This window comes from Bradyrhizobium sp. 35 (assembly GCF_023073215.1).
In the GTDB taxonomy this organism is placed as follows: Bacteria; Pseudomonadota; Alphaproteobacteria; order Rhizobiales; family Xanthobacteraceae; genus Bradyrhizobium; species Bradyrhizobium canariense_D.
Genome location: NZ_JADPJC010000043.1, coordinates 124,769 through 149,071, shown reverse-complemented (window position 1 = coordinate 149,071; position 24,303 = coordinate 124,769). Strand labels below are relative to the sequence as shown.

General features: G+C 63.4%; 25 protein-coding genes. 11 read left to right on the top strand and 14 right to left on the bottom strand.

From position 1 onward, the window contains the following. Positions 1-6 precede the first annotated feature (6 nt). The 4 genes from IVB36_RS07295 to IVB36_RS07280 are packed head-to-tail and all read left to right on the top strand — an operon-like array spanning position 7 to position 5,816. Positions 7-1,887, top strand: a complete 1,881-nt coding sequence (locus IVB36_RS07295) for an extracellular solute-binding protein (RefSeq protein WP_018454696.1) — start codon at positions 7-9, stop codon at positions 1,885-1,887. Further along, positions 1,884-2,993 carry a microcin C ABC transporter permease YejB gene (locus tag IVB36_RS07290; protein WP_018454695.1) on the top strand — a complete coding sequence of 370 codons (1,110 nt, stop codon included), beginning with the start codon at positions 1,884-1,886 and terminating at the stop codon, positions 2,991-2,993. The genes IVB36_RS07295 and IVB36_RS07290 overlap by 4 nt, the downstream gene beginning before the upstream one ends. Then, positions 2,993-4,174, top strand: a complete 1,182-nt coding sequence (locus tag IVB36_RS07285) for an ABC transporter permease (RefSeq protein WP_018454694.1) — start codon at positions 2,993-2,995, stop codon at positions 4,172-4,174. Before IVB36_RS07290 ends, IVB36_RS07285 begins: the two co-directional genes overlap by 1 nt. 4 nt (positions 4,175-4,178) lie before the next feature. Beyond that, a complete protein-coding gene (locus tag IVB36_RS07280; RefSeq protein WP_018454693.1) occupies positions 4,179-5,816 on the top strand; it encodes an ABC transporter ATP-binding protein in 1,638 nt (545 codons plus the stop codon). 6 nt (positions 5,817-5,822) lie between these two features. Here the strand turns inward: IVB36_RS07280 and IVB36_RS07275 are convergent, their stop codons facing one another. Next, positions 5,823-6,713, bottom strand: coding sequence for an NlpC/P60 family protein (locus IVB36_RS07275; protein ID WP_018454692.1), 891 nt, complete (start codon positions 6,711-6,713; stop codon positions 5,823-5,825). Beyond that, entirely contained in the window at positions 6,706-8,079 is a 1,374-nt protein-coding gene (locus tag IVB36_RS07270; RefSeq protein WP_085361623.1) for a leucyl aminopeptidase family protein, read from the bottom strand. The genes IVB36_RS07275 and IVB36_RS07270 overlap by 8 nt, the downstream gene beginning before the upstream one ends. A gap of 202 nt (positions 8,080-8,281) precedes the next feature. On the opposite strand from IVB36_RS07270, the gene IVB36_RS07265 reads away from it, so the two are divergent. From IVB36_RS07265 to IVB36_RS07255, 3 genes are all read left to right on the top strand, one after another. After that, on the top strand, positions 8,282-8,485 hold the full coding sequence (locus IVB36_RS07265; RefSeq protein WP_018454690.1) for a hypothetical protein: 204 nt from the start codon (positions 8,282-8,284) through the stop codon (positions 8,483-8,485). A 245-nt stretch (positions 8,486-8,730) separates the two neighbouring features. Continuing rightward, entirely contained in the window at positions 8,731-10,275 is a 1,545-nt protein-coding gene (locus tag IVB36_RS07260) for a metallophosphoesterase (RefSeq protein WP_247391043.1), read from the top strand. 94 nt (positions 10,276-10,369) lie between these two features. Continuing rightward, positions 10,370-11,197, top strand: coding sequence for a tetratricopeptide repeat protein (locus IVB36_RS07255; protein WP_026232795.1), 828 nt, complete (start codon positions 10,370-10,372; stop codon positions 11,195-11,197). Between the two features lie 74 nt (positions 11,198-11,271). On the opposite strand, the gene IVB36_RS07250 is transcribed toward IVB36_RS07255, so the two are convergent. From IVB36_RS07250 to IVB36_RS07205, 10 genes are all read right to left on the bottom strand, one after another. After that, on the bottom strand, positions 11,272-12,246 hold the full coding sequence (locus IVB36_RS07250) for a type II secretion system F family protein (RefSeq protein ID WP_018454686.1): 975 nt from the start codon (positions 12,244-12,246) through the stop codon (positions 11,272-11,274). A 9-nt stretch (positions 12,247-12,255) separates the two neighbouring features. Then, the gene (locus tag IVB36_RS07245; RefSeq protein WP_026232794.1) at positions 12,256-13,233 is read right to left on the bottom strand and encodes a type II secretion system F family protein; all 978 of its coding nucleotides are present in this window, start codon (positions 13,231-13,233) and stop codon (positions 12,256-12,258) included. 16 nt (positions 13,234-13,249) lie between these two features. Then, positions 13,250-14,713 (bottom strand): CpaF family protein, encoded by a 1,464-nt coding sequence (locus IVB36_RS07240; protein ID WP_026232793.1) that lies wholly within the window; start codon positions 14,711-14,713, stop codon positions 13,250-13,252. 21 nt (positions 14,714-14,734) lie between these two features. Beyond that, a complete protein-coding gene (locus IVB36_RS07235; protein ID WP_018454683.1) occupies positions 14,735-16,003 on the bottom strand; it encodes an AAA family ATPase in 1,269 nt (422 codons plus the stop codon). Then, positions 16,000-16,737, bottom strand: a complete 738-nt coding sequence (locus IVB36_RS07230) for a CpaD family pilus assembly protein (protein ID WP_018454682.1) — start codon at positions 16,735-16,737, stop codon at positions 16,000-16,002. The genes IVB36_RS07235 and IVB36_RS07230 overlap by 4 nt, the downstream gene beginning before the upstream one ends. Before the next feature lie 17 nt (positions 16,738-16,754). Next, on the bottom strand, positions 16,755-18,230 hold the full coding sequence (locus IVB36_RS07225) for a type II and III secretion system protein family protein (RefSeq protein WP_026232792.1): 1,476 nt from the start codon (positions 18,228-18,230) through the stop codon (positions 16,755-16,757). 11 nt (positions 18,231-18,241) lie between these two features. Then, the gene (gene cpaB, locus IVB36_RS07220) at positions 18,242-19,039 is read right to left on the bottom strand and encodes a Flp pilus assembly protein CpaB (RefSeq protein ID WP_018454680.1); all 798 of its coding nucleotides are present in this window, start codon (positions 19,037-19,039) and stop codon (positions 18,242-18,244) included. A gap of 127 nt (positions 19,040-19,166) precedes the next feature. Continuing rightward, positions 19,167-19,691 carry a prepilin peptidase gene (locus IVB36_RS07215; RefSeq protein ID WP_018454679.1) on the bottom strand — a complete coding sequence of 175 codons (525 nt, stop codon included), beginning with the start codon at positions 19,689-19,691 and terminating at the stop codon, positions 19,167-19,169. Positions 19,692-19,813: 122 nt separating this feature from the next. Further along, positions 19,814-19,954, bottom strand: coding sequence for a hypothetical protein (locus tag IVB36_RS07210; protein ID WP_162496356.1), 141 nt, complete (start codon positions 19,952-19,954; stop codon positions 19,814-19,816). Positions 19,955-20,027: 73 nt separating this feature from the next. Continuing rightward, positions 20,028-20,192, bottom strand: a complete 165-nt coding sequence (locus tag IVB36_RS07205) for a Flp family type IVb pilin (protein ID WP_007599783.1) — start codon at positions 20,190-20,192, stop codon at positions 20,028-20,030. Between the two features lie 261 nt (positions 20,193-20,453). Here IVB36_RS07205 and IVB36_RS07200 point away from each other — a divergent pair, with 261 nt between their 5' ends. From IVB36_RS07200 to IVB36_RS07185, 4 genes are all read left to right on the top strand, one after another. Next, positions 20,454-21,281 (top strand): sterol desaturase family protein, encoded by an 828-nt coding sequence (locus tag IVB36_RS07200; protein ID WP_018454677.1) that lies wholly within the window; start codon positions 20,454-20,456, stop codon positions 21,279-21,281. A gap of 152 nt (positions 21,282-21,433) precedes the next feature. After that, a complete protein-coding gene (locus IVB36_RS07195) occupies positions 21,434-21,928 on the top strand; it encodes a pilus assembly protein N-terminal domain-containing protein (RefSeq protein WP_018454676.1) in 495 nt (164 codons plus the stop codon). A gap of 270 nt (positions 21,929-22,198) precedes the next feature. Then, complete coding sequence (locus IVB36_RS07190; RefSeq protein ID WP_026232791.1) at positions 22,199-22,771, top strand: TadE/TadG family type IV pilus assembly protein; 573 nt, start codon at positions 22,199-22,201, stop codon at positions 22,769-22,771. A gap of 23 nt (positions 22,772-22,794) precedes the next feature. Beyond that, positions 22,795-23,415: a TadE/TadG family type IV pilus assembly protein gene (locus IVB36_RS07185; RefSeq protein WP_039799130.1), complete on the top strand. Its 621-nt coding sequence runs from the start codon at positions 22,795-22,797 to the stop codon at positions 23,413-23,415. 101 nt (positions 23,416-23,516) lie between these two features. Here IVB36_RS07185 and IVB36_RS07180 read toward each other — a convergent pair whose 3' ends face one another. Together IVB36_RS07180 and infA are read right to left on the bottom strand one after the other, a co-directional pair. After that, entirely contained in the window at positions 23,517-23,729 is a 213-nt protein-coding gene (locus IVB36_RS07180) for a cold-shock protein (protein ID WP_007599788.1), read from the bottom strand. A 269-nt stretch (positions 23,730-23,998) separates the two neighbouring features. Then, a complete protein-coding gene (infA, locus tag IVB36_RS07175; RefSeq protein ID WP_007599789.1) occupies positions 23,999-24,286 on the bottom strand; it encodes a translation initiation factor IF-1 in 288 nt (95 codons plus the stop codon). Positions 24,287-24,303: the final 17 nt, after the last annotated feature.

The window sequence follows — 24,303 nt, the reverse complement described above, 5'->3', positions numbered from 1 at the left end:
TCTCGCATGGCGCAGCTTTCACGCCGGCATGTGCTGGCCTTGGGTGCCGGTGGCGCGTTCAGCGCCGCCTGGCTCCGGGGCGCGACAGCGTCCGAGATGCCTGCAGAGGCCCACGGCATGTCGGCCTTCGGCGACCTCAAATATCCCGCCGACTTCCATCACTTCGACTACGTCAATGTCGACGCGCCGAAGGGCGGCACCTTCTCGCTTATCCCGTCGGTGCGCGCGTACAACCAGTCCTACCAGACCTTCAACTCGCTCAATGCCTTCATCCTCAAAGGCGATGGCGCGCAGGGCATGGACATGACTTTTGCGCCGCTGATGGTGCGAGCCAATGACGAACCGGACGGGATGTACGGGCTTGCCGCCAAGTCTGTAAATATATCGGCAGACAGGCTGGTCTATCGCTTCACCATGCGGCCAGAGGCGAAATTCCATGACGGCACCAAGCTTACCGCTCACGACGCGGCGTTTTCGCTGACGTCGCTGAAGGCCAAGGGGCATCCGCTGATCATCGTGCAGATGCGCGACATGGTCAGCGCGGAAGCCGTTGACGATGCGACGCTGGTCGTCACCTTTGCCAAGGGACGCGCGCGTGACGTGCCGCTCTATGTGGCGAGTCTGCCGATCTTCTCGAAAGCATATTATGCCTCTCGCGCTTTCGACGAAACATCGCTCGATATCCCGTTGGGCTCGGGCCCGTACAAGGTCGGCAAGTTCGAGGTCAACCGCTACATCGAATACGAACGCGTCAAGGATTGGTGGGCTGCCGACCTGCCCCCCTGTCGTGGCAGCTACAATTTCGACGTCGTGCGCTACGAATTCTACCGCGACCGCGATGTCGCTTTTGAAGGTTTCACCGGCAAGAACTATCTCTACCGCGAAGAGTTCACCGCTCGTATCTGGGCGACCCGCTATGACTTCCCCGCGGTCAAGGAGGGTCGCGTCAAGATGGAGGTCGTGCCCGACGACACGCCGTCCGGCGCGCAAGGATGGTTCATCAACACGCGGCGCGAAAAATTCAGGGATCCTCGCGTGCGTGAGGCACTGATCGACGCCTTCGACTTCGAGTGGACCAACAAGACCATCATGTACGGTGCTTATGCCCGCACGGTATCGCCATTTCAGAACTCGGACCTCATGGCGAGCGATGGGCCTCCGCCGCCGGAAGAGCTGAAGCTGCTGGAGCCGTTTCGCGGCCAGGTTCCGGACGAGGTGTTCGCCGCACCGTTCACGCCGCCCGTCTCCGACGGCTCCGGGCAGGATCGCAGCCTGTTGCGCAGGGCGCAGCGATTGCTGAGCGAGGCCGGCCTGCCGATCAAGGACGGCAAGAGGATGCTGCCGAACGGCGAGATCTTCAGGATCGAATTTCTGTTGGACGAGCCTTCGTTCCAGCCGCACCATGGGCCCTACATCAAGAATCTCGCGACGCTTGGCATCGAAGCGAGCGTGCGCCTCGTCGACGCCGTGCAATACAAGGTACGCCAGGAAGATTTCGACTTCGATATGACGACCCAGCGCTTCAGCATGTCGGCAACGCCGGGCGACGCCATGCGCTCGTTCTTCTCGTCGCAGGTCGCGGCAACGAAGGGCTCGTACAATCTTGCGGGCGTCGCCAATCCGGCCATCGATGCCATGATCGAGAAGATCATGGCGGCCGACAGCCGCGAGGAATTGACCGTCGCCTGCCGCGCCTTCGATCGCCTGTTCCGCGCCGGCCGTTATTGGGTGCCGCACTGGTTCAACAAGACGCACCGGCTTGCTTATTGGGACCAATTCGGTCATCCGCAGAAGCCGCCGCGTTATGCCAACGGCGTCGGCGCTCCCGACATCTGGTGGTACGATGGCGGCAAGGCCGCCAGGCTCGAGCAGGCGAAGCAGCCATGAGCGCCTACATCGCCCGCCGCATCCTGCTGATGATCCCGACCTTGCTCGGGATCCTCTTCGTCTCCTTCATCGTCGTGCAGTTCGCGCCGGGCGGCCCGGTCGAGCGCGTGATCGCGCAGCTCTCGGGCGCGGACACCGGCGGGACCTCGCGCATTTCGGGCGGCGGCGACTTTGCGCAGCGCGCCCCGGGGCAGTTGGGAGCCGGCGGCGACGCCATCAACTCGAAGTATCGCGGCGCGCAAGGCCTCGATCCCGATTTCATCAAGAAGCTGGAAGTGCAGTTCGGCTTCGACAAGCCGGCGCCGGAGCGCTTCGCGCTGATGGTCTGGAATTTCGCCCGCTTCGATTTCGGCAAGAGCTATTTTCGCGACGTCAGCGTCCTGCAGCTCGTCAAGGAGAAGTTGCCGGTCTCGATCTCGCTCGGCATCTGGCTGACGCTGCTGACCTACCTGATCTCGATTCCGCTCGGCATCCGCAAGGCGGTCAGGGACGGGACGCGCTTCGACACCTGGACGTCGAGCGTGCTCGTACTTGGCTACGCGATTCCCGGCTTTCTATTCGCGATCCTCCTGATCATCCTGTTTGCCGGCGGTTCGTTCTTCAACTGGTTCCCGCTGCGCGGACTGACGTCAGACGGCTGGTCGCAGTTTCCGTGGTATTGGAAGATCATCGATTACTTCTGGCATTTGACGCTGCCGCTGATCGCCATGGGGCTCGGTGCGTTCACCACCATGACGTTCCTGACCAAGAACTCGTTTCTGGACGAGATCCGCAAGCAATACGTGATGACCGCGCGCGCGAAGGGCTGCAGCGAGAATCGGGTGCTTTACGGTCACGTTTTCCGCAACGCGATGCTGATCGTCATCGCCGGCTTTCCCTCGACCTTCATTCACGCCTTCTTCTCGGGCTCGCTTCTGATCGAGACCATCTTCTCGCTGGACGGACTGGGACTGCTCAGTTTCGAGAGCGTTCTCAATCGCGACTACCCCGTGGTGTTCGGCACGCTCTTCATCTTTTCGCTCGTCGGCCTCGTGATCAACCTGATCTCTGACCTGACCTATATGTGGATCGATCCACGAATCGATTTCGAGGCGCGGGAGGTCTGATGACGCTGGCCGCCCCCACCACGCCGATCGAAACCACTGCGAAGTCGCCGCTCGGCAGTGCCGTGCCGATCACTCGCAAACCGTTCGTGCCGTCGCCGCTCAACAGGCGCCGCTGGCAGAATTTCAAGGCGAACCGGCGCGGCTATTGGTCGTTCTGGATCTTCCTGATCCTATTTGTGGTGTCGCTGTTCGCCGAGCTGATCGCCAATGATCGGCCGTTCCTGATCAAATATGACGGCCACCTTTATTGGCCGTCCGTCGTCACCTATTCGGAAACCACTTTCGGCGGCGACTTCGAAACCGCGGCCGACTATCGCGATCCCTATTTGCAGAAGCTGATCAGGGACAAGGGCGGCAGCATCGTCTGGCCGCTGATCCGCTATTCCTACGACACCCACAATCTCGATCTGCCGACGCCGGCGCCGTCGCGGCCGACCTGGATGTTGACGGAAGCGCAGTGCAAGCCCGTCGTCGAGAAGAAAGGCCTCAAGAGCTGCCGCGATCTCGAATACAACTGGCTCGGCACCGACGATCAGGGCCGCGACGTGGTGGCGCGGCTGATCTACGGCTTCCGCATCTCAGTGCTGTTCGGCCTCTGCCTGACCATCGTCTCCTCCATCGTCGGCATCGCGGCCGGCGCGGTGCAGGGCTATTTCGGCGGCTGGATCGACCTGTTGTTCCAGCGTTTCATCGAGATATGGACTGCGATCCCTTCGCTCTATCTGCTGCTGATCTTGTCGTCGGTGCTGGTGCCCGGCTTCTTCGTGCTTCTCGGCATCCTGTTGTTATTTTCCTGGGTGTCGCTGGTCGGACTCGTGCGCGCGGAATTCCTGCGCGGGCGCAATTTCGAGTATATCCAGGCGGCGCGGGCGCTCGGCGTGTCGAACAAGGTCATCATGTTCCGGCATCTGTTGCCGAACGCGATGGTCGCGACCATGACGTTCCTGCCGTTCATCGTGTCGAGTTCGGTGATGACGCTGACGGCGCTCGATTTCCTGGGGTTCGGACTGCCGCCCGGCTCGCCGTCGCTCGGCGAGTTGCTGTCGCAGGGCAAGTCCAACGTGCAGGCGCCGTGGCTCGGTTTTTCCGGCTTCTTCTCGGTCGCGATCATGCTGTCGCTTTTGATCTTCATCGGCGAGGCCGTGCGCGACGCATTCGATCCGCGCAAAACGTTCAGGTAAGCCAATGGACGCGATCAACCAGCCTTTGCTCAGCGTGCGCGACCTCTCGGTGGCCTTCCACCAGGGGGGCGCCACCACGCTCGCGGTCGACAAGGTCTCGTTCCAGATCAAGCGCGGCGAGTGCCTGGCGCTGGTCGGCGAGTCCGGCTCCGGCAAGTCGGTCAGCGCGCTCTCGATTCTCAAGCTCTTGCCCTATCCAAATGCCTCGCATCCCTCGGGCAGCATCCACTTCAAGGGCCAGGAACTGATCGACCGGTCGGAGCAGGAGATGCGGGAGATTCGCGGCAGCGACATCTCGATCATCTTCCAGGAGCCGATGACCTCGCTCAACCCGCTGCATACGATCGAGGCGCAGATCGGCGAGATCATTCAGCTGCACAATCCGACCAGCAATGCCGAGGCGCGCAGGCGGACGCTGGAATTGCTCACGCAGGTCGGCATTCCCGAGCCTGAAACGCGGCTGAAGAGCTATCCGCACCAGCTCTCCGGCGGCCAGCGCCAGCGCGTGATGATCGCGATGGCGCTCGCCAACGAGCCGGACCTCCTGATCGCGGACGAGCCGACCACGGCGCTCGACGTTACCGTGCAGGCGCAGATCCTGACGCTGCTCGCAGAGATCCGCGGCCGGCTCGGCATGAGCCTGCTCTTCATCACCCACGATCTCGGCATCGTGCGCCGCATCGCCGACCAGGTCTGCGTCATGAAGGGGGGCGAGATCGTCGAGCAGGGGCCGGTCGAGCACGTCTTCAAGACCCCGAAGCATCCCTATACGCGCGACCTGCTCGCCGCGGAGCCGAAGCCAGATCCGGCGCCGCCGCAGCCGGATGCCCCGGTGGTGATGTCCGCCGACGACCTAAAGGTCTGGTTCCCGATCAAGCGGGGGCTGATGCGTAAGACGGTCGGCCACATCAAGGCGGTCGACGGCGTCAGCATCGCCGTGCGCAAGGGCGAGACGCTCGGCGTTGTCGGCGAGTCCGGCTCGGGCAAGACCACGCTGGGGCTCGCATTGCTGCGGCTGATCTCCTCGAACGGACGCATTGTGTTCCTGGGAAAAGATATCCAGGGCCTGCGCTTCAAGGAGATGCGGCCGTTCCGGCGCGACATGCAGATCGTGTTCCAGGATCCGTTCGGCTCGCTCAGCCCGCGCATGTCGGTCGCCGACATCGTCGCCGAAGGCCTCACCGTGCATCAGCCGCAGCTCTCGCGAGGCGAGCGGGAGGAGCGCGTCGTCAAGGCGCTCGAGGACGTCGGACTGAAACCGGATACTCGCCACCGTTATCCGCATGAATTCTCCGGCGGCCAGCGCCAGCGCATCAGCATCGCGCGGGCGGTGGTGCTGGAGCCGGATTTCGTCGTCCTGGACGAGCCGACCAGTGCGCTCGACATGCTGATTCAGGCGCAGATGGTCGATCTGCTGCGTGAATTGCAGCGCCGGCGCGATCTCACTTACATGTTCATCTCGCACGATCTGCGCGTCGTCGCCTCGCTCGCCAGCCATCTGATCGTGATGCGTGGCGGCAAGGTGGTCGAGGAAGGTCAGGCCGCCGAGCTCTTCAAGAACCCGAAGACGGATTACACGCGCGCGCTGTTTGCGGCGGCGTTCCGGCTGGAGACGGCGGAGAACGGGTCCGCGGCGACGTAGCCTCCGTCAGAGCCGCTTGATCGCGGCGACCTCGCTGCCGGCTTGCTTGATCCTTGCGATTGCCGGCTCGATCGGCTCGATCACCGTTGCCATGTGATGCGCATTGGCGTGAACCATGGTGCTGCCATCGCGGACGATGGCGACATGACCTTTCCAGAAAATGAGATCGCCGCGCAGCAAGCTGCTTTGCTCATGGGGCTCCAGCGCGCGGCCGAGGCCGGCCTGCTGCATGTCGCTGTCGCGCGGGCAGCCGATGCCCGCCGATGTCAGCGACATCTGGACCAGGCCGGAGCAATCGACGCCAAGGCTGCTCTTGCCACCCCAGAGATAGGGCGTGCCGACGAAACGCTCGGCGACTGCGACGAAATCCGGCTCGCAATGACCAAGCGGGGCGAGATGGGCCTTCGGCAGATAGTGTCCGTCGCGTGTCACGGCGAAGCTGCCGTCCTCGCGTGCAACCGCGATCTTCGATCCCATCACCAGCGTGTCTGCTGGCCGCAGCTTGATCGAGGGACCGGGGAAGGCAAAGGTTCGTAAAGCACTGACCATATGGGTCGGCGCGGCCGCGGGCTTCATGAGCGCTGCGTCCGGCAGCCAGCCGACATAGCCGTCACCTGAAAGTTGACCCCATGCCCAGCCTTCGCCGTTGCGGTCGTAAACCGTGACGCCCTCGCCGCGCAACGCTTGTGTCATTAGCATCGCGTTCGACGACGGCTGCTCGCGCACGGGCGCGATCGCCGCGATGATCTCGAATTCCTCGCCCGTGACGAAACGATCCGCCTGCACCTTGCTTTCGAGGTATTTCGCGGCGATGTCGCCGCGCGACGGTGTCAGCCTTGGATCGTATCTTGGATCGTGACTTGGATCGTGGCTTAGATCGTGTTCTGGATCACGCATAGCGCTCGCTCAGCAATGTGTAGATCGCGCGCGCGGCCTGGCACTCGCCGCCCTCGGGGCGTGCGGGCTTCGCCGACGGCGTCCAGCCGTAGATGTCGACATGCAGCCAGCTCCTGGCATGCTCGACGAAGCGTTGCAGGAACAGCGCGCAAATGATCGAGCCGGCAAAGCCGCCTGATGGTGCGTTGGTGATAGTGGCGGTCTTGGAATCCAGCCACGCATCGTAAGGCGGCCACAGTGGCATGCGCCACAACGGATCGTTCTCCCTCGCCGCGCATCGTGCGACGTCAGCGGCAAGCGTCTCATCATTGGTGTAAAAGGGCGGTAAATCCGGCCCCAGCGCGACGCGTGCCGCTCCCGTCAACGTGCCGAGATCGATCAGCAGGTCCGGCTTTTCCTCGTCCGCAAGCGCCAGCGCGTCGGCGAGCACCAGCCGCCCCTCTGCGTCCGTATTGCCGATCTCGACCGTGATGCCCTTGCGCGAGGTGAAGATGTCGAGCGGGCGGAAGGCATTGCCCGCGACCGCGTTCTCCACGGCCGGAATCAGCACGCGCAGTCGCACCTTCAGCTTCGCATCCATCACCATGCGCGCCAGCGCCAGCACGTTGGCGGCGCCGCCCATGTCCTTCTTCATGATCAGCATGCCGCTCGGAGGCTTCAAGTCGAGCCCGCCGGTGTCAAAGCAGACGCCCTTGCCGACCAGCGTCACCTTGGGATGAGCCGGGTCGCCCCAGCCAATGTCGATCAGCCGCGGCGCGCGGCTAGATGCCATGCCGACGGCGTGGATCAGTGGAAAATTCGTCTTTAAGTCGTCACCGATGGTGCAGGCAAAGCTTGCGCCGAATTCGGCGGCGAGATCCTGCGCGGCTGCGGCCAGCTCCTCCGGCCCCATGTCGTTGGCCGGCGTGTTGATGAGGTCGCGCGCCAGCATTGCGGCGTCCGCCATGCGATTGATGTCGGTCGCGTCGACGCCGTCGGGGGGAACGAGGCTGACCTCGGGGCGATCGGCCTTGCGGTACCGGGCGAAGCGGTAGCTGCCGAGCGCGAAGGCGAGTGCGGCGAGCCGTGCATCCTGCGGTGCATTGGCGAAGCGATAGATGCCCGGCGGCAGGAGGCCGGGCAGGGCGCCCGGTCGGAACAGGTCGCGCGATTTTGCACCCTCGTCCTCGAGCCCGAACAGCACTTGCGCGATCGCGCCATCGGGCGCGGGCAGCGCGAGATAGCCGCCCGGCTTTGCGGTGAAGGCGCTCGCGGTGGCGAACTGGCGTTGCGCCGCCGGTAGCCCCTCGGCGACCTGATCCCAGCTCGACTTGGTGACGAAGGTGATCGGGATGGCGGTAGGCGACGTCTCGAAGACAGAAGGCATTGGCGGGTCCGGATCGTCAGATCGAGCGGGTCATACGAACGGACGAGATTTCGCAGAGTTTTGCCGCCGCCGCAATCAGCTTTGCTGCCACCGTTCGGCGGTCCGCTACTCGCAGCAAAGGGGCCATGCTAGGTTCCGGCAACGGCCGTCAGGTGTGCAGATCTCCGGCGGCCGACGACAAAGCCGGCCGGGAGGAAATGCAATGGAATTTGTGTGGAGCGTGGTCACCTTCATCGGGCAGGCGGTCGAGGCGATTTTTGGCTATGTCGAGCATCATCATTGGATATTCGCGTTCCTTGCCGGCGGTTACGTCTTCTATCTCCACGACCGCTCCGTTCACGCGCGGTTCGATGCATTGGACAAGCGCATTGATGAAATTCGCAAGAGGCTCGCTATCGAATATTGATCGGGTGAGCGAAACCATCATCGGGCGAGCCCCGTCTCATGCCGAGGACACGATCCACGCGAGCGGCCGCAGGGCTTTACTAGCGCTGCGGTTGTGGCATTATTGCCCAATATTTTAGATTGTGTCGTACGGTTCTGCACGGAGTGCAACAACAGGGGATGGGGTCAATTCTTACCCGGCTCATCATGGCCCGGGCTGATTGATACCGGACTGAACCTGATCGTCGAAGGCATTTCTCTCATCGTTTGCGCGGCGCGGCATTCGCAAATAAGCGACGCAAAATGGATAGATCGTTCGTCATCGTACAGATTTCCGACCTGCATCTGGACGGGTCTGGTCGACTGCTTGCGACCATCGAGACGCTCAATGCCGCAATTCGCGAGAGGATGGCGGACTTCGCGGATGTTCCCGATCGCATCCTGCTGATCACCGGCGATATCGTGGACGACCCGGCGCCGCCTGCGCTCGACGAAGCGATCGCCGTCATTGCGTCCTTCCGGCAGACCGGGCTGTTCACCGACATCCAGGCAATTGCCGGCAATCACGACGTCAAGCGACCGAGCCAGCGTGCAGGTCGCCACGATGTTTATGATTACCTGCATTTGCCGCGGACCTCGAAGAGCGTCTACTACCGTCAGGCCGGCCTCGATCTGGTGCTGCTGGATTCCAACCGCGCGAGCCTCACGACGCTCGTGAGCGGCAACGTCGACCAGAGCGCCTATAGCGCCATGGTTTCGGATTCCGCGCGGCTGAGCGTCAAGCTCGCGGGCAGCCTCGGGTCGGGCGGCCGCGCCGATTATGCCGAGCCGGTGGAAAACCTCGTGCGCGTGCTGGCGCTGCACCATCATCCACTGCCGCAGGCGACCGGAGAAGGAAAGCGGTTTCTCGGCGTGCCCGACGAGCCGCTGATGTATCTCGCCGCGCCCGCGACCTTCCTCGAAGCGGCGACATCGCTCAATGTCGATCTGGTCCTGCACGGACACCGGCATGTCGAAGGGCTGACGCGTTATTCGATTCCCGATCCGCGCGCCACGTCGAGCGAGAGCGCTGAAGCATTCTGGCGCACGATCTACGTCCTGTCCTGTCCGTCATCGACCGGGCAGGCCGGTGACGATGCCGGCTTCAACGTCATCCATTTCGGCCCGATGTCCGACCCGATGTCCCATGGCGGCCGCACAGAGTATCGCTTCGCGATCGCCCGCTACTCACGTCCGCGCAAGGATGGTGTCTTCAGGCCGCTCGATTCCAACCTGCCGCACGGCGTCGTCAGACTGCCGGCCGGACGGGATTTTTCCCGAGATCCGGCCGTCCAATCGGGCATCGAGATCGACGCATGCACCACGCTGAAACGGAATCAGGTCGCAGCATTCGCGCGCCGGCTCCTGCTGCGCCGCGCCTTCTATGCCGACGACGAGGTGGATTGGGCCAATTTGCTCCACGTCTATCTCGTGACCTCTCATGTCTGGGCCGATCTGGAAAGCAAGTTCTCGAGATCCGCACGCAAGCATGATGTCGAGGCCGCGGTGACGTCACTAATGCGCCGACTGATCGAGCAATCTGCAAATGTGCTCGGCATCGACGACGTTCAGCTCGACGAGCTCCGCGCGAGGCGTCTGGTCAATCGTGACGATCTTCGACGCGAATTGCCGAGGGTCGTGCGTCCGGGCATCGATGTCGCGATCGAGACGCGGCAACGACTGCAATTGCTGCGGGACCTGAACGAGCAGGCGAAGGCGCTCGGCCTCGATGCGGGTCTCGGCGGCGAGGTGCCGCCGCAGGCGCCGCAGTGACGGGCCCGGGCCGGGAGCATTAACCGGCCGTTAGGGTTAACAGTCTATTGCTGGCGCGTTCGGCTCGATCAATCGGCTCGAGAGTCAAAGCGTCATGCGTCAACGGTTCAGTCGTGAACGGTTAAGTCTTGCCCGGCTTCTTGCGTCCACCTCGCTGGTCGCAGCGGTGGCCATGGGTCTCGGCGGCTGCACGGCGATGTCGAAACTCTCCGACGTCACGGGCTCGGTCGGGCCGCGGGCGGAAGCCGCTCCCACCGATCCCGCGCGCGCTGCTGAAGTCTATGGCGAGCGCTATCGTGCCAATCCCAAGGACGCCGACGCGGCGCTCGCCTACGGCCAGGCCCTGCGCGCCAACGGCCAGCGCGCCCAGGCTGCCGCCGTGCTCGAGCAGGCGACCATCGCCAATCCCGGCAACAAGGCGCTGATGGCCCAATACGGCCGCGCGCTCTCCGACAACGGCAATTTCCAGCAAGCCTTCGACGTGCTGTCGAAGGCGCATTCGCCCGATAACCCGGATTGGCGCCTGCTCTCGGTGCAGGGTACCGCGCTCGATCAGATGGGGCGTCACGAGGAAGCGCGCTCCTACTATGCGAGTGCGCTCAAGATCGCGCCTGGCGATCCCGGCGTGCTCTCCAATCTCGGCCTGTCCTACATGTTGTCGAGAGATCTGCCGAAGGCCGAAGACGCGCTGCGCCAAGCCTATGCCTCGCCGCACGCAAGCGCGCGGGTGCGGCAGAATCTCGGTCTTGTCGTCGGTCTCCAGGGCCGCTTCGCCGAAGCCGAGACTATTGTGAAGGCGGACCTGCCGCCGGACCAGGCTACGGCCAATGTCGCCTATCTCAAGGAAATGTTGACCCGCAGCGACGTCCGGCGTGGTGCGCCGAAGCGGACGCCGGTCGCCTCGCTCGGCCTGCCCGACTGATCAGACGTGATCTTCCGATCTTGATCTTCCAATCTTGAAGGCATCCTCGGACCGTACGCGGTCCACGTCTAAGGTCATTGCATCTCGGTGACCTTGATGCCAGTCGGTCCAAGGATGACGACGAACAGCACCGGCAGGAAGAACAGGATCATCGGTACCGTCAGCTTCGGCGGCAGTGCCGCGGCCTTTTTCTCGGCTTCGTTCATGCGCATGTCGCGGTTTTCCTGCGCCATCACCCGCAAGGATTGGCCGAGCGGGGTGCCGTAACGCTCCGCCTGCTGGAGCGCGAGACATACCGACTTGACGCCCTCGAGCCCGGTGCGCCGCGCGAGGTTCTCGTAGGCGACCTTGCGATCCTGCAAATACGACAGCTCGGCCGTGGTCAGGGTGAACTCCTCCGATAGCGCGATCGACTGGCCCACGATTTCGACCGCGACCTTCCGGAACGCCATCTCGACCGACATGCCGGATTCGATGCAGATCAGGAGCAGGTCGAGCGCATCGGGAAAGGCGCGCTTGATCGAGAGTTGGCGCTTGGAGATCGCGTTCCTGAGGAACAGCATCGGCGCCTGGAGTCCGAGATAGGCCGCACCGACGCAGATGCCGATCTTGATCGGCATGGACTGCTGCATATGCGCGATCAGGAACACGTAGACGACCGAACCGACGAACAGCACGATCGGGGCAACCAGGCGGGCAAACAGGAAGGTGATGTAGGGCGCCTGGCCTCGATAGCCGGCCATGATGAGCTTGTCCCGCGCAGCTTCCTGCGCGAGCCATTTGGTCAGGTTGAAGTCATCGACGACCTTCGAGACGAGCTGCTTCGGCGTCTGGCGCAGCGAGACTTTTTCACTCTTGTGGAGGCGCTCGCGCTCGCGCTGCCGGATGCGCTCACGTTCGTTCGCCACCGCCTTCATGCGCTTGGAAAGGCCCTCGCCGGCGAACAGCGGCATCACCAGCGTATAGACGGTGGCGCTGGCGGCAATGGCCGCCAGCAGCATCGTCATGAAGTGGACGTCGTGAAGTTTCGCAACGAGGAACTCTACCATAAGACACCATCAGAAGTCGAAATTGATCATCTTCTTCATCACCATGATGCCGATCGACATCCAGACAACACAGCCGACCAGCATGAGCTGGCCGGTGGGATGAGTCCAAAGCATCGAGATGTATCCTGGCGTTGTGAGGTAGACGAGGAACATCACGATCGGCGGCAGCGAGCCGATGATGCCGGCCGAGGCCTTGGCTTCCATCGACATCGCCTGGATCTTCTCTTTCATCTTCTTGCGGTCGCGCAGCACCTTGGAAAGGTTGCCGAGCGCTTCGGAGAGGTTGCCGCCCGATTTCTGCTGGATGGAGATGACGATGCCGAAGAAATTGGCCTCGGGCAGCGGCATGCGATCGTAGAGCCGCGTGCAGGCCTCGCCGAGCGGCATGCCGATCGCCTGCGTCTCGATGATGGACAGAAACTCGGAGCGCAGCGGCTCTGGCGCGTCGGCGGCGACCACCTTGATCGATTCGAACAGCGGCAGGCCCGCCTTGATGCCGCGGACGATGACGTCGACGGCATCGGGCAAGGCGGCCAGGAACTTGTTTTCACGGCGCTTCTTCAGGAAGCCGAGCGCCCAGCGGGGCAGACCGAGGCCGCCGGCAAACGCGAAGCCGGCGGCACCGAGCAGGCCGCCGCCGATGAACAAGGCGACTGCGAACAGCACGCCCGCCACGACGGCGGACACGATCCAGAATTTCTGCGGCGCCCAATCGAGGCCGGCCTGCGACAGGCGGACACTGAGCGGTACGCTCTTCTCCTGCTGGCGCCGCGCCTCGAGATCCTTGAGCGAGGTTTCGACCTGCTCGCGGCGCGAGCGCTGCGTCTTCTCGGCGGCGCGGGCCGTGGGCGCCTCGGCCCGCGAGATCGAGGCGCGGCGGCTCTCGGCCTTCCGTTCCCCGGACAGCATTGGATAAAGGAAGACCCAGGCGAGGCCGCCGACGGTGGCGGTGGCAAGGAAGGCGAGGGCAAGGACTTGCATGTTCATGGCTGCGTTGACCTGCTCACGTCGTGGGCGCCACTTCCGCCGCGTCGAGCGCCGCGGCAAGGCGCTTCTCTTCGCCGTAATAGCGGGCGCGTTCCCAGAATTTCGGGCGGCCGATTCCGGTCGACCGGTGCCGGCCGATGATCTTGCCGTTGGCGTCCTCGCCGACCATGTCGTAGAGGAACACGTCCTGGGTGATGATGGTGTCGCCTTCCATGCCCATCACTTCGGTGATGTGGGTGATGCGGCGTGAACCGTCGCGCAGGCGCGCGGCCTGGACGATGACGTCGATCGAGGCGCAGATCATCTCGCGGATGGTGCGTGAAGGCAGGGAGAAGCCGCCCATCGTGATCATGGATTCGCAGCGCGATAGCGCCTCGCGCGGATTGTTGGCGTGCAGCGTGCCCATCGAGCCGTCATGGCCGGTGTTCATGGCCTGGAGCAGGTCGAACGCCTCGGGTCCGCGGACTTCGCCGACGATGATGCGCTCGGGACGCATACGCAGGCAGTTGCGCACCAGCTCGCGCATGGTGACCTGGCCCTCGCCCTCGATGTTGGGCGGGCGGGTTTCCAGTCGCACCACGTGCGGCTGCTGGAGCTGGAGTTCGGCGGCGTCCTCGCAGGTGATGACGCGCTCGTCGTGCTCGATGTAGTTGGTCAGGCAGTTGAGCAACGTGGTCTTGCCCGAGCCGGTACCGCCGGAGATCAGCACGTTGCAGCGGACGCGGCCGATGATCTGGAGGATTTCCGCGCCTTCCGGCGAGATTGCGCCGAACTTGACGAGCTGATCGAGCGTCAGCTTGTCCTTCTTGAACTTGCGGATCGTGAGCGTGGGGCCGTCGATTGACAGCGGGGGCACGATGGCGTTGACGCGGGAGCCGTCGGCCAGGCGGGCGTCGCAGATCGGCGAGGATTCGTCGACGCGCCGGCCGACCTGGCTGACGATACGCTGGCAGATGTTGAGGAGCTGCTGATTGTCGCGGAAGCGGATACCGGTGCGTTGGATCTTGCCGGCGACCTCGATGTAGACGGTGTCGGCGCCGTTGACCATAATGTCGGCGATGTCGTCGCGCGACAACAGCGGCTCCAGCGGACCGTAGCCGAGGACGTCGTTGCAGATGTCGTCGAGCAGCTCTTCCTGCTCGGCGATCGACATCACGATGTTCTTGATCGCGATGATCTCGTTGACGATGTCCCGGATTTCCTCGCGCGCGGACTCCGAATCGAGCTTGGCAAGCTGGGCGAGGTCGATGGCCTCGATCAGCGCGCCGAAGATGGTCGCCTTGACCTCGTAATAATTGTCCGAGCGGCGGGCTTCCATGGTCGGCGCAGGCTTCGCCGGGGCGAGCGGCGGCGAGGAGATTGCCGGCGGCGGCGGCACGCGCGACATGGCGGGCGCCGAAGCCTGGGCAGGCTCTGGCGACACGGCACCGGGCTTCGGGGCCCGGGCGTCGGCGTCTGTTCCGCTACGCTTACCGAACACTTAAAAACTCCATGCGGCGACCTATTTTCCCCGCAACTTGTCAATCAGGGGTGAAAGCAGGGACGACTTTTGCTTCTTCGTTTCGCTGCGGCCGGTCAGGCGCTGGGCGATCTGAAGGAACATCTCGATCGACTTATGGTTGGCCGAGATCTCCGCGATCATCTGGCCGTTATTGGCCGCCGAGCCGAAGATCTGCGGCTCGAACGGAATCGAGACGACCGGCTGGCTCTCGATCGCCTTGGCGAACTCCGCCGCGGCGATTTCGGGCCGTTTCGGCACGCCGACCTGGTTCAGGCAGTAGAGCGGCGGCCGGTCGTTGGGGCGCGCGGCCTTCAGGAGATCGAACAGGTTCTTGGTGTTGCGCAAATTGGCGAGGTCGGGCGCCGCCACGATCAGGATGTCGTCCGCTCCGATCAGGGCGCGTTTCGTCCAGCCCGACCATTGGTGCGGAACGTCGAGGACGATGCAGGGCATCGTGGAGCGCAACGTGTCGAACACGGAATCGAAGGCGTCGGCGCCGAAATCGTAGACCCGGTCGAGCGTCGCCGGCGCCGCCAGCAGACTGAGGTGGTCGGTGCATTTCGACAGAAGGCGGTCGACGAAGGCGGTGTCGACGCGATCGGGTGAGAATACGGCGTCGGCAATGCCCTGCGGTGGATCCTGGTTGTAGTCGAGTCCGGCCGTGCCGAAGGCGAGGTCGAGGTCGGCGACGACCGCGTCCATCGCGAGATCGCGGGCGATCGCCCAGGCGACATTGTGGGAGATGGTTGATGCGCCGACGCCGCCCTTGGCCCCGACCACGGCGATAATGCGGCCGACGGCCTTGGCTTCCGGCGCCGAGAACAGGTTGCAGATCGAGCGCACGACGTCGATCGCGCCGACCGGCGCGAGCACGTAGTCGCTGACGCCGCGGCGGACCAGCTCGCGGTAGAGCGTGACGTCGTTGATGCGGCCGATCACGACCACGCGGGTGCCGGCATCGCAGACGGTCGCGAGATGGTCGAGCCCGCCCAGGAGGTCGTTGCGGCCGTCGCTTTCGAGCACGATCACGTTCGGCGTGGGGGCCGAGCGGTAGGCTTCCACCGCAGCCGCCATTCCGCCCATCTGGATCTTCAGATGGGCCTTGCCGAGACGGCGATCTTCGCCGGCTGACTGCACGGCGGCCGCCGTTTCCACGGTCTCGCAGAAAGCCTGGACGGAAACGCGGGGCGCCGGCGCAATATGCTCCTCGACCGGTGGGAGCGATGCCTCGGACTGATCTTCTTGGGGCTGGCGAGCGTAGCTGATCATCTGCCGGTGTCGCTGAGTTTGGCCTTGTCGGCCTCAGGATAGGCGACCGCCGTCGGCATTCCCTTGCGATACTTCTCGAACGCGGCGGTCCGCCGCGGCGTGTAGGACGGCGTTTCGGGCCGCGGCTGCTCGAGATCCGACGGATTGTCGACCATCGCTGCGAGGTTGCGCTGATAGGCGCAGCCGTAATTGTAGTAGTCCTTGTTCTCGAACCAGCTCTTGTTCTTCATCGAAGGGCCGATATCTTCCGGCCACAGGCCGCAGGGACCCGCGACTGCGGCGATCTTGGAATAGGTGAGGCGGATCGGCGGCAGGAATCGCTTGTCGTCCGGCGTGTAAGAGCGGGCGTTGATGCCGCGCGGCGGAACGCCCGCCGCCGACAGCATTGCCTGGATTTCGCGCATGGTGTCCGCGACCGGACGCGCGTTGGGCGTGCCGGACGGTACGTCGATCCGGATCGCGCCGGTGCCTTCGTGCATCCAGGCCGACGCGACGCCCATCACGTCGGCGCGCTGGGCGGCGGTCAAGCCGCCGCGGGCATGGCCGACGAAGACGACGATGGAACGATTCTGCTCCTCGATCGCGATCGGATGGCGCTGCTTGTAGTCGTCGGGAATGGAGGCCGTGACCGCTTCGTCATGCTGGCAGCCGCCTAGGGCGAGCGCCATGCCGACGAGCGCGCCGCCGAGGTGGATGGCGCGCCTGCGAATCTGGGGTGGTCTAGTGATCTTCATGAAGTCCCCGTTCCGCCTCAGTCGGTGATGAAGCCGTAGGTGCCGCGGTAGTTCTTGGCCGGTTCGGTCCGGCCGGGCACGCCGTAGATGCGGTTGATGTTGCCGAGCAGTTCGGCCTGCGGATCAGCCGGTGCGGAGAAGCCATCATCCGGCCGCGACAGGTCCTTTTGCGCAACTGCGCGAACGATGTAGGGCGTCACGATCACGACCAGCTCGGTCGCGTTGTTGACGAAGTCGCGGCTACGGAACAGCGTGCCGAGGACCGGGAGCTGCATCAGACCTGGCAGTCCGCTGACCGCTTGCTTGGTCTGCTGCTGGATCAGGCCAGCCATCGCCATCGCGCCGCCTGAGGGAATTTCCAGCGAGGTTTCTGCGCGGCGGGTCTTGATCGAGGGCACCGTGAGCGAGTTGACCGAGGTCGAGGTCACGGCCTGGGACAGCGTGATCGCGTTTTCGTTCGAGAGCTCGGACACCTCGGTCATTACCCGCAGGCTGATCTTGCCCTCCGTGAGAACGACGGGGGTGAAGTTGAGCGAGATGCCGAACTTCTTGAAGCTGATCTGGGTGGTACAGACGTGCGTGGTGGGGTCGCACGCATAGCCCGCAGGCACCGGAAATTCACCGCCGGCAATGAACGTTGCCGATTCACCGGAGATCGCGGTCAGGTTCGGTTCGGCCAGCGTCCGGATCACGCCCGCGGTCTCCATCGCACGCAGCGTGGCCTGCACCGACGGGGCCGCGCCGAACTTCGTGGTCAGGTTATTGCCGTCGACGAGGTTGTGGCCAAGAGCCGTGAACGGATTGGAGTTGCTGAAGCTGACGACCGAGGTGCCGTAGCTGAGGTTGGCGGTGAGGTCGATTCCGAGCTGCTTGACGATGCTGCGCTGCACTTCCGCGACCGTCACCTTGAGCATGACCTGATCGCGGCCGCGGACCACGATCGAGTTCACGACCTTCTCGGGGCCGCCGGCGAGGCGCACGGCGAGGTCGTTGGCCTGCTGGGCTTCGGCCGGATTCGCGGCCGAGCCGGTCAAGATGATGCCGTCGCCTAGCCCGTCGATCTGGATGTCTGAGTTCGGCAGGACCTGCTTCAGCGCGGCCCGCACGCCGTTGAGGTCGCGCTTGACCGCGATGTCATAGGCCGCGATCTGCTGGCCGGCGGAATCGAAGAACACGATGTTGGTCTGCCCGATCGAGGCGCCAATGATGTAGGCACGCTGCGCCGAGCGGACGACCGCGTTGGCGATCTTCGGATCGGCGACAAGCACGTCCTTGATGTCGCGCGGAAGGTCGATCACGATCGACTTGCCGATGCCGAGCGAGAGGAATCGCGCGTTCATCTGACCGTCGGCCGCAGCCTGCGCCACAGGGCGATAGTCGGCGGCGACCACAGGGGTGAGCACCGGGTTGAGCGCGAGCGCGACGGCGGCCGAAAACGACAGGGCGCGGACCACCGGGGTTCGCATCGTCGCCAAATTCGCCCTGCATTTCATGTCGACAGTCCTCATCGTGCCTTCGCCGTCGAGCTTGGGATACCGTACCGAATGATCGAAATGCCCTCGCGCTTCTGTGCGGAGTCATCGAGCGTGATCTCGCTCAGCTTGACATCGACGATGCTGCGCAGCGCCAGCGACAGCGTGCCGCTCTGGCGTGCGGAGGAGAGCGTCGCAGTCTGCGCAGGATTGAGTTCGAGAGTGACGGTCTTGCCGACCACCGCGTTCTGGCCGTCCTTCTCCTTGGGAGCCTGGTCGATGGCCAGGACGCGGATATTGGCCAGGATGATCTCGGACGTGACGACATCGGGAGCGCCGCTGCTCTGGTCCGGGTTCTTGAGACGGCGCGTCAAAAGCACGTCGACGCGGTCGTTGGGCAGGATGAAGCCGCCTGCGCCGGTTTCCGGCGAGATCTCGGTCGAGATCGCCCGCATGCCGGTGGGCAGGATTGCCGCCATGAAGCCGGAGCCTTCGGCCTTGACCAGCTTCTGGTCCCGGATCGGCTCGCCCTGGATGAAGGGAGATCGTGCGATCGAGCCGGTGACCTGGGTTACCCCCTCGGGGCGCTCGTTGCGGCGGATGAAGGTGGCGCTGGCGGTCGCGGACGGCCAGGTCTGCCATTGCACGTCTTCCGGCTTGACGGTCTGGCCGAGGCCGATGTCGTTTTTCGCGACCAGGACGTCGACGGTGGGAAGCTGCGCGACCGGAGCAGGAGGCGGTGCAGAATTGTCCGAGCCGCTCGCCAGATACGCGGCGACACCGCCGGCGCAGATGGCGACCGTCAGGACGACAATGCGTGCCCTATTCATACGCTTCACTTTCCAACAAACGCCGCGACGCTGACGCCGCCGTAATCGGCAGTTGACCAGCTATTCGTCAAAGCATGGTTAATGAGGCGTATCTAAATCGCCTTAACGCCGGGTTTACCCGATGCGTTCAGCGCAATGCGAGGTGAGCGAGGTCGATCGCCTTCACCCATTCGGTCTCCGGGTAGACCATCAGCGCGCTCAGTGCGAGCGCGATGCCGTAGGGAATGCCGCTGTCCTTGGCGTGCAGCCGCGCGAGCCAGGTCTGGCCAGCGAGCCCGTAAGGCAGCGGCCACTGCCGGAACTGGAGCAGGAGCAGCGTCAGCGCCCCGCCGAACAGCGAGGCGTAGAGCAGGAAGTTCATCAGCTGTGCGAACCCGAACCAAAGCGCGACGGAGGCCGCCACCTTGGCATCGCCGCCACCGACCCAGCCCATCGCAAAACAGGTGAAGGCCACGACTAGGACGAGCGCGCCGGCGCCGACATGGCCCAGCATCTCGTAAGGTGCCATGCCACCGGCGAGAGCGAGCGCGAAAAAGCCGGCGACCAGCGCCAGCGATACGCGGTTGGAGATCGTCATCGTGAAGAGATCGCTTGCGGCGGCAAACGCCATCAGGGCCGGGAAGAGCAGAAGGCGCGCAAGGTCGAGGATCATGGGCTGCGTCTTGAGGCCTGGGTGTGCCGCGGAGCTGGCGTCGCCGGATTCTAGCCGGCAGTGCTAAACAAACCGAAAACGGCGGCGGCGGTCTTGAGGGGTAGAACCAGCCGAAGGCGTGCTCACCAGAGGGAGGCGATGCGTGCGGCGAGCGCGACGGTCGCAAGCAGCAGGGCCAGGCAGACCCAGTAAGCCGGCGAGCCGGTCTGCGCCGCCTCGGCCGCGTTCGCCGCGACCACGGCATCGGTTCTGTACTTGCTCAACGCCACTGGAACTCGCCGTCTTAAAAACAAAGGCCCCGGAAATCCGGGGCTTTTGCAGTCGTTGATCGATCGCCTACTTCAGCGAGCTGCTGATCGAGGTGAACTTGGCGTTCAGCGTGGTGCCGAGATTGTTGACGACGGTGATGATGGCCAGCGCGATGCCGGCGGCAATCAGACCGTATTCGATGGCGGTGGCGCCGGATTCATCTTTCGCGAAACGCGCAATCAGGTTCTTCATGAACAAAACTCCATCTGGGGTGGGATCGCCTCGTTCGGCGGTGTGCTTGACGCAACGACCATGAGATCCGAGCTCTTTCGGGAGAGTTAATTCGATCGGGCAAACGCGCTTGCCGCTGGCCAGAGTGAATTTCGCCTTAAGGCAGCCAGCTGCAATTCGTTCCGGTTCCGGATGTGCAGCAAGCGCAGCACCGGCTTCACCCTCCCTTAAATTTGGGGGAGTACGCGTAGGCGGGACCAGCAATTCGCAAGAGAGGCGACAATGTCGAGCCTGCCCATGGAAATCGCCCTGATGCTTGGCGAGACCATCGCGAAGGTGATCCCCGCGACCTTCGCGCTCGCGGTGGTCTTCACCGTGCTCGAGCATGTCTGGGCCTGCAATCCCGGCGTGCCGTGGTGGCGCAAGCGGGAGATCGTCACGGACATCTGCTACTGGTTTATCGTTCCGGTGTTCGCACGTGTCATGCGGATCGGCCTTCTGATCGTCGGTGCGAGCTTCGTCTTCAACATCCATGATGCCGACGGGCTCATCGCCTTCTACGACAATGGCCACGGCTCGCTGGCGCTATTGCCGCTCTGGGTCCAGGCCATGCTGTTCCTGGTGCTGTCCGATTTCATGCTGTACTGGCTGCACCGGTTGTTCCACGGCGGTGGGTTCTGGAAGTACCACGCGATCCACCACTCCTCGGAGGAGATCAGCTGGATTTCTGCGGCACGCTTCCATCCCGTCAATCTCGTGCTCGGTACCATCGCGGTCGACGTCGTGCTGCTGATGGCCGGCATTTCGCCGAACGCCATGGTCTGGCTCGCCCCGTTCACGACCTTCCATTCGGCCTTCGTGCACGCCAACCTGAACTGGACCTTCGGGCCGTTCAAATATGTGTTGGCGACGCCGGTGTTCCACCGTTGGCACCACACCGCGCTAGCAGAGGGCGGCGACACCAATTTTGCCGGCACGTTCCCGATCTGGGACTTGCTGTTCGGCACTTTCCGCATGCCCGAGGGGCAACTGCCGCAGGATTACGGCAAGGATGAAGCCACCATGCCGAAGGAAATCGGAGGGCAGCTTGCCTATCCGTTCCGCCGCTAGGTTCTCGAGAGCCGCGAACGCCAGTCCGTTCAAACAATAGTCCGAGAGTTTGCGGAACGTTCACGAATTGAGGGCAGGTTAGCCGGGTCGGGCACCGGCTCGGCTGTTATCTGATCGCTTCTGCCGGTTTGTGACGTCCCGGGGGTAAGAGTATGCGTAAACAACTGCTGCGCCGTCATGCGCGCGTCTGTCTTCTGGTTGCGACAGCGGTGCTGGCATCGCCGGCTGCCGTCATTGCCGAGTCCGCCGATACCATCGCCGTCAATGTCGACCAGGCCAAGCTGGTGCGGCTGCCTGGCAAGGTGGCAACCATCGTGGTCGGCAATCCCCTGATCGCCGACGTCACGCTCCAGCCCGGCGGCATGATCGTCGTCACCGGAAAGGGCTATGGCGCCACCAATTTCATCGCGCTCGACCGCGGCGGCGAGATCCTGGTCGACCGCCAGGTCCAGGTCGAAGGTCCGAGCGACCGGCTCGTTACCGTCTATCGCGGGATCGAACGCGAGTCCTACAGCTGCGCGCCGCTTTGCCAGCGCCGCGTGACGCTCGGCGACAGCGACACCTACTTCAACAGCACGATGAGCCAGGCCGGTTCGTTGAGCAGCTCGGCGAGCGGCAGTGCCGGTGCGGGCGCCAAGACGAACTGACTAAGGCGAACTGAGCAAGACGAACCAAGTAAGACGAACCAAGTAAGACCAACCAGCAAGTTTGATTGGCGGATTTGGGGGCAAGGATCGTCCCCGCCCGCCGCACGCGCGCGAGTTTCTCTTTCCGTGTCCTCGTCTCCCTGGTCCGGGTCGTTCGCGGTTAACGCGCTCTTAACGGCCCGGGCCGCCGGGTGCGGATCGCCTGAAACACTTAAACAATCAGTTTCCGCTATTGAACATGGCAGATGATTGCTGCTGCTGGGGAATTTGATGCCTTCGCCTGCACCTACGAGATTCAGGCTCCTCGCCACGTTGCGCCGGTTTCGTGGCAGCCGCCGCGGCTCCGCAGCCGTCGAGTTCGCGCTCGTTGCGCCGATGTTCTTTGCGTTGCTGTTCGCCATCATCGAGTCGGCGCTGATGTTCCTGGCGAGCCAGGTGCTCGAGAGTGCCTCGCAAAATTCTGCGCGCGTGTTGCTGACCGGGCAGGCGCAATCCGGCACGCTCACGGCCTGCGCGGTCTCCGGCGTCAGCACACCCTGCTCGCAAACGACGTTCAAGGCTTACGTCTGCAGCCAGATCCCGGCGCTGTTTGATTGCACCAAGCTCTACGTCGACGTCGTGAGTACAAACTCGTTCGGAGCGCTGAGCCTCACCAATTATGGTGATTCCTGCAGCTTCAATCCAACCGGCGTGCAGTACAGTGCCGGGGCCGCCAACCAGGTCGTCGTGGTGCGGCTGTTCTATCAGTGGCCGCTCTTCGTCACTGGCCTTGGCTTCAACATGGGCTGCAACAACAAGCGGCTGCTGATTGCGACCGCGGCCTTCAAGAATGAACCCTTCTGAGACAGATGGATCCGAGCGGACAGATGCAGGCGATTGCGAATATCTGGAGGAATGCCCGTAACTCCGTGCGCGACTTCGTCGCCGACACGCGTGCGATCGCGGCGACCGAGTTCGCGGTCATCGTGCCGCTGATGCTGGTGATGTTCTTCGGGACCGTCGAATTTTCATCGGCCGTGGCGATCAATCGCAAAGTCACAATGATTGCACGGACTCTGTCCGATTTGACGTCGCAGTCGACATCGGTCGACGATGGCGACATGCAGGACACGTTCACGGCAAGCATATCGATGATCATGCCGTACGACGCTACGCTCGTGAACGGCACGGTCCTTCAGATCTATATCGACTCAAGCAAGGTCGCCAAGATTCAATGGAGCAAGTCCGCCACCATTGCCAACGGTGCGACGCAGGCCACGCTGACGGCTCCGCCCCCGACTCTGGTAGCTGGCACCACGGTCACCTCGATGATTCCGCCATCGCTCTTGATCGCGTCGACCTACCTTATCTTCAGTCAGGCGAGTTACGTCTACACGCCTTCTGTCAAATTCGTCCTGAAGACGGGCATCACGCTGAGCGATGTCTCCTACACGCGGCCGCGCCAGGTCACCTGCGTTCCTTACACGGGTGTAAAGTCGCCGTGCTGAAATACGAGAGCAGATCCTGGAATAAAAAAAGGCCGGGCATCGCGCCCGGCCTTTTCATTGATTGGTTCGCTCGAGCCGATCGGGGCCCGTAAGCGGTAGGCTCAGCCGGCGGAGCGGAGGTTGTCGGCTGCCGACTTGCCGGAACGGCGGTCGGCGACGATCTCGTAGGAGATCTTCTGACCTTCGCGCAGCGTGCCGAGGCCTGCACGCTCCACAGCGCTGATGTGAACGAACACGTCCTGGCCGCCATCGTCGGGCTGGATGAAGCCGAAGCCTTTGGTCGCGTTAAACCACTTCACGGTTCCCATGCTCATGGGGGTAGTCCCTTCTCAGATAACACAATGTCAGAGCCCGCTTGCGCGGACAGGTTAGATCGAATTTTTGGAAGGGTCGTCAGCGTGTCTGAACCGGCTGTACCGGTGGATGCTAATGTCGTCCGGCCGAAAATCGATTAAGTCATTTTATTGGAAACAGACACCCAAAACAATGCTGACGTGCACGATTTTTTGATCCGCCGTGATGGTCACGGCGGATCAGCATACACGTCGGAATTACAGGTCCGCGCTCGCGCGCTGGGCCCCCGCTAGCGGCGGCGGAACTGGCCGCCGCGCTGTCCGGGACGCGGAGGTCCGCCCATCCCGCTCGGACGTTCGTCCTTGTGGCGGAAAATCAGCCGGCCCTTTTCGAGGTCATAGGGCGACATCTCTACCGTCACGCGGTCGCCCGCCAGAGTCTTGATGCGGTTCTTCTTCATCTTGCCGGCGGTGTAGGCGACGATCTCGTGTCCGGCGTCGAGCTGCACGCGGTAGCGCGCGTCGGGGAGGATTTCGGTGACCAGTCCTTCGAACTGGATCAGCTCTTCCTTAGCCATGAATTTCTCCAGGTCGT

What these genes read in the sequence shown, in the direction of transcription:
- IVB36_RS07285 (WP_018454694.1), top strand. Translation starts at nt 2,993, where the DNA reads ATGACGCTGGCCGCCCCCACCACGCCGATCGAAACCACTGCGAAGTCG.
- IVB36_RS07255 (WP_026232795.1), top strand. Translation starts at nt 10,370, where the DNA reads ATGCGTCAACGGTTCAGTCGTGAACGGTTAAGTCTTGCCCGGCTTCTT.
- IVB36_RS07195 (WP_018454676.1), top strand. Translation starts at nt 21,434, where the DNA reads ATGCGTAAACAACTGCTGCGCCGTCATGCGCGCGTCTGTCTTCTGGTT.
- IVB36_RS07265 (WP_018454690.1), top strand. Translation starts at nt 8,282, where the DNA reads ATGGAATTTGTGTGGAGCGTGGTCACCTTCATCGGGCAGGCGGTCGAG.
- IVB36_RS07185 (WP_039799130.1), top strand. Translation starts at nt 22,795, where the DNA reads ATGCAGGCGATTGCGAATATCTGGAGGAATGCCCGTAACTCCGTGCGC.
- IVB36_RS07190 (WP_026232791.1), top strand. Translation starts at nt 22,199, where the DNA reads ATGCCTTCGCCTGCACCTACGAGATTCAGGCTCCTCGCCACGTTGCGC.
- IVB36_RS07225 (WP_026232792.1), bottom strand. Translation starts at nt 18,230, where the DNA reads ATGAAATGCAGGGCGAATTTGGCGACGATGCGAACCCCGGTGGTCCGC.
- IVB36_RS07215 (WP_018454679.1), bottom strand. Translation starts at nt 19,691, where the DNA reads ATGATCCTCGACCTTGCGCGCCTTCTGCTCTTCCCGGCCCTGATGGCG.
- IVB36_RS07200 (WP_018454677.1), top strand. Translation starts at nt 20,454, where the DNA reads ATGTCGAGCCTGCCCATGGAAATCGCCCTGATGCTTGGCGAGACCATC.
- cpaB (WP_018454680.1), bottom strand. Translation starts at nt 19,039, where the DNA reads ATGAATAGGGCACGCATTGTCGTCCTGACGGTCGCCATCTGCGCCGGC.
- IVB36_RS07245 (WP_026232794.1), bottom strand. Translation starts at nt 13,233, where the DNA reads ATGAACATGCAAGTCCTTGCCCTCGCCTTCCTTGCCACCGCCACCGTC.
- IVB36_RS07295 (WP_018454696.1), top strand. Translation starts at nt 7, where the DNA reads ATGGCGCAGCTTTCACGCCGGCATGTGCTGGCCTTGGGTGCCGGTGGC.
- IVB36_RS07205 (WP_007599783.1), bottom strand. Translation starts at nt 20,192, where the DNA reads ATGAAGAACCTGATTGCGCGTTTCGCGAAAGATGAATCCGGCGCCACC.
- IVB36_RS07275 (WP_018454692.1), bottom strand. Translation starts at nt 6,713, where the DNA reads ATGCGTGATCCAGAACACGATCTAAGCCACGATCCAAGTCACGATCCA.
- IVB36_RS07290 (WP_018454695.1), top strand. Translation starts at nt 1,884, where the DNA reads ATGAGCGCCTACATCGCCCGCCGCATCCTGCTGATGATCCCGACCTTG.
- infA (WP_007599789.1), bottom strand. Translation starts at nt 24,286, where the DNA reads ATGGCTAAGGAAGAGCTGATCCAGTTCGAAGGACTGGTCACCGAAATC.
- IVB36_RS07180 (WP_007599788.1), bottom strand. Translation starts at nt 23,729, where the DNA reads ATGAGCATGGGAACCGTGAAGTGGTTTAACGCGACCAAAGGCTTCGGC.
- IVB36_RS07235 (WP_018454683.1), bottom strand. Translation starts at nt 16,003, where the DNA reads ATGATCAGCTACGCTCGCCAGCCCCAAGAAGATCAGTCCGAGGCATCG.
- IVB36_RS07280 (WP_018454693.1), top strand. Translation starts at nt 4,179, where the DNA reads ATGGACGCGATCAACCAGCCTTTGCTCAGCGTGCGCGACCTCTCGGTG.
- IVB36_RS07230 (WP_018454682.1), bottom strand. Translation starts at nt 16,737, where the DNA reads ATGAAGATCACTAGACCACCCCAGATTCGCAGGCGCGCCATCCACCTC.
- IVB36_RS07270 (WP_085361623.1), bottom strand. Translation starts at nt 8,079, where the DNA reads ATGCCTTCTGTCTTCGAGACGTCGCCTACCGCCATCCCGATCACCTTC.
- IVB36_RS07250 (WP_018454686.1), bottom strand. Translation starts at nt 12,246, where the DNA reads ATGGTAGAGTTCCTCGTTGCGAAACTTCACGACGTCCACTTCATGACG.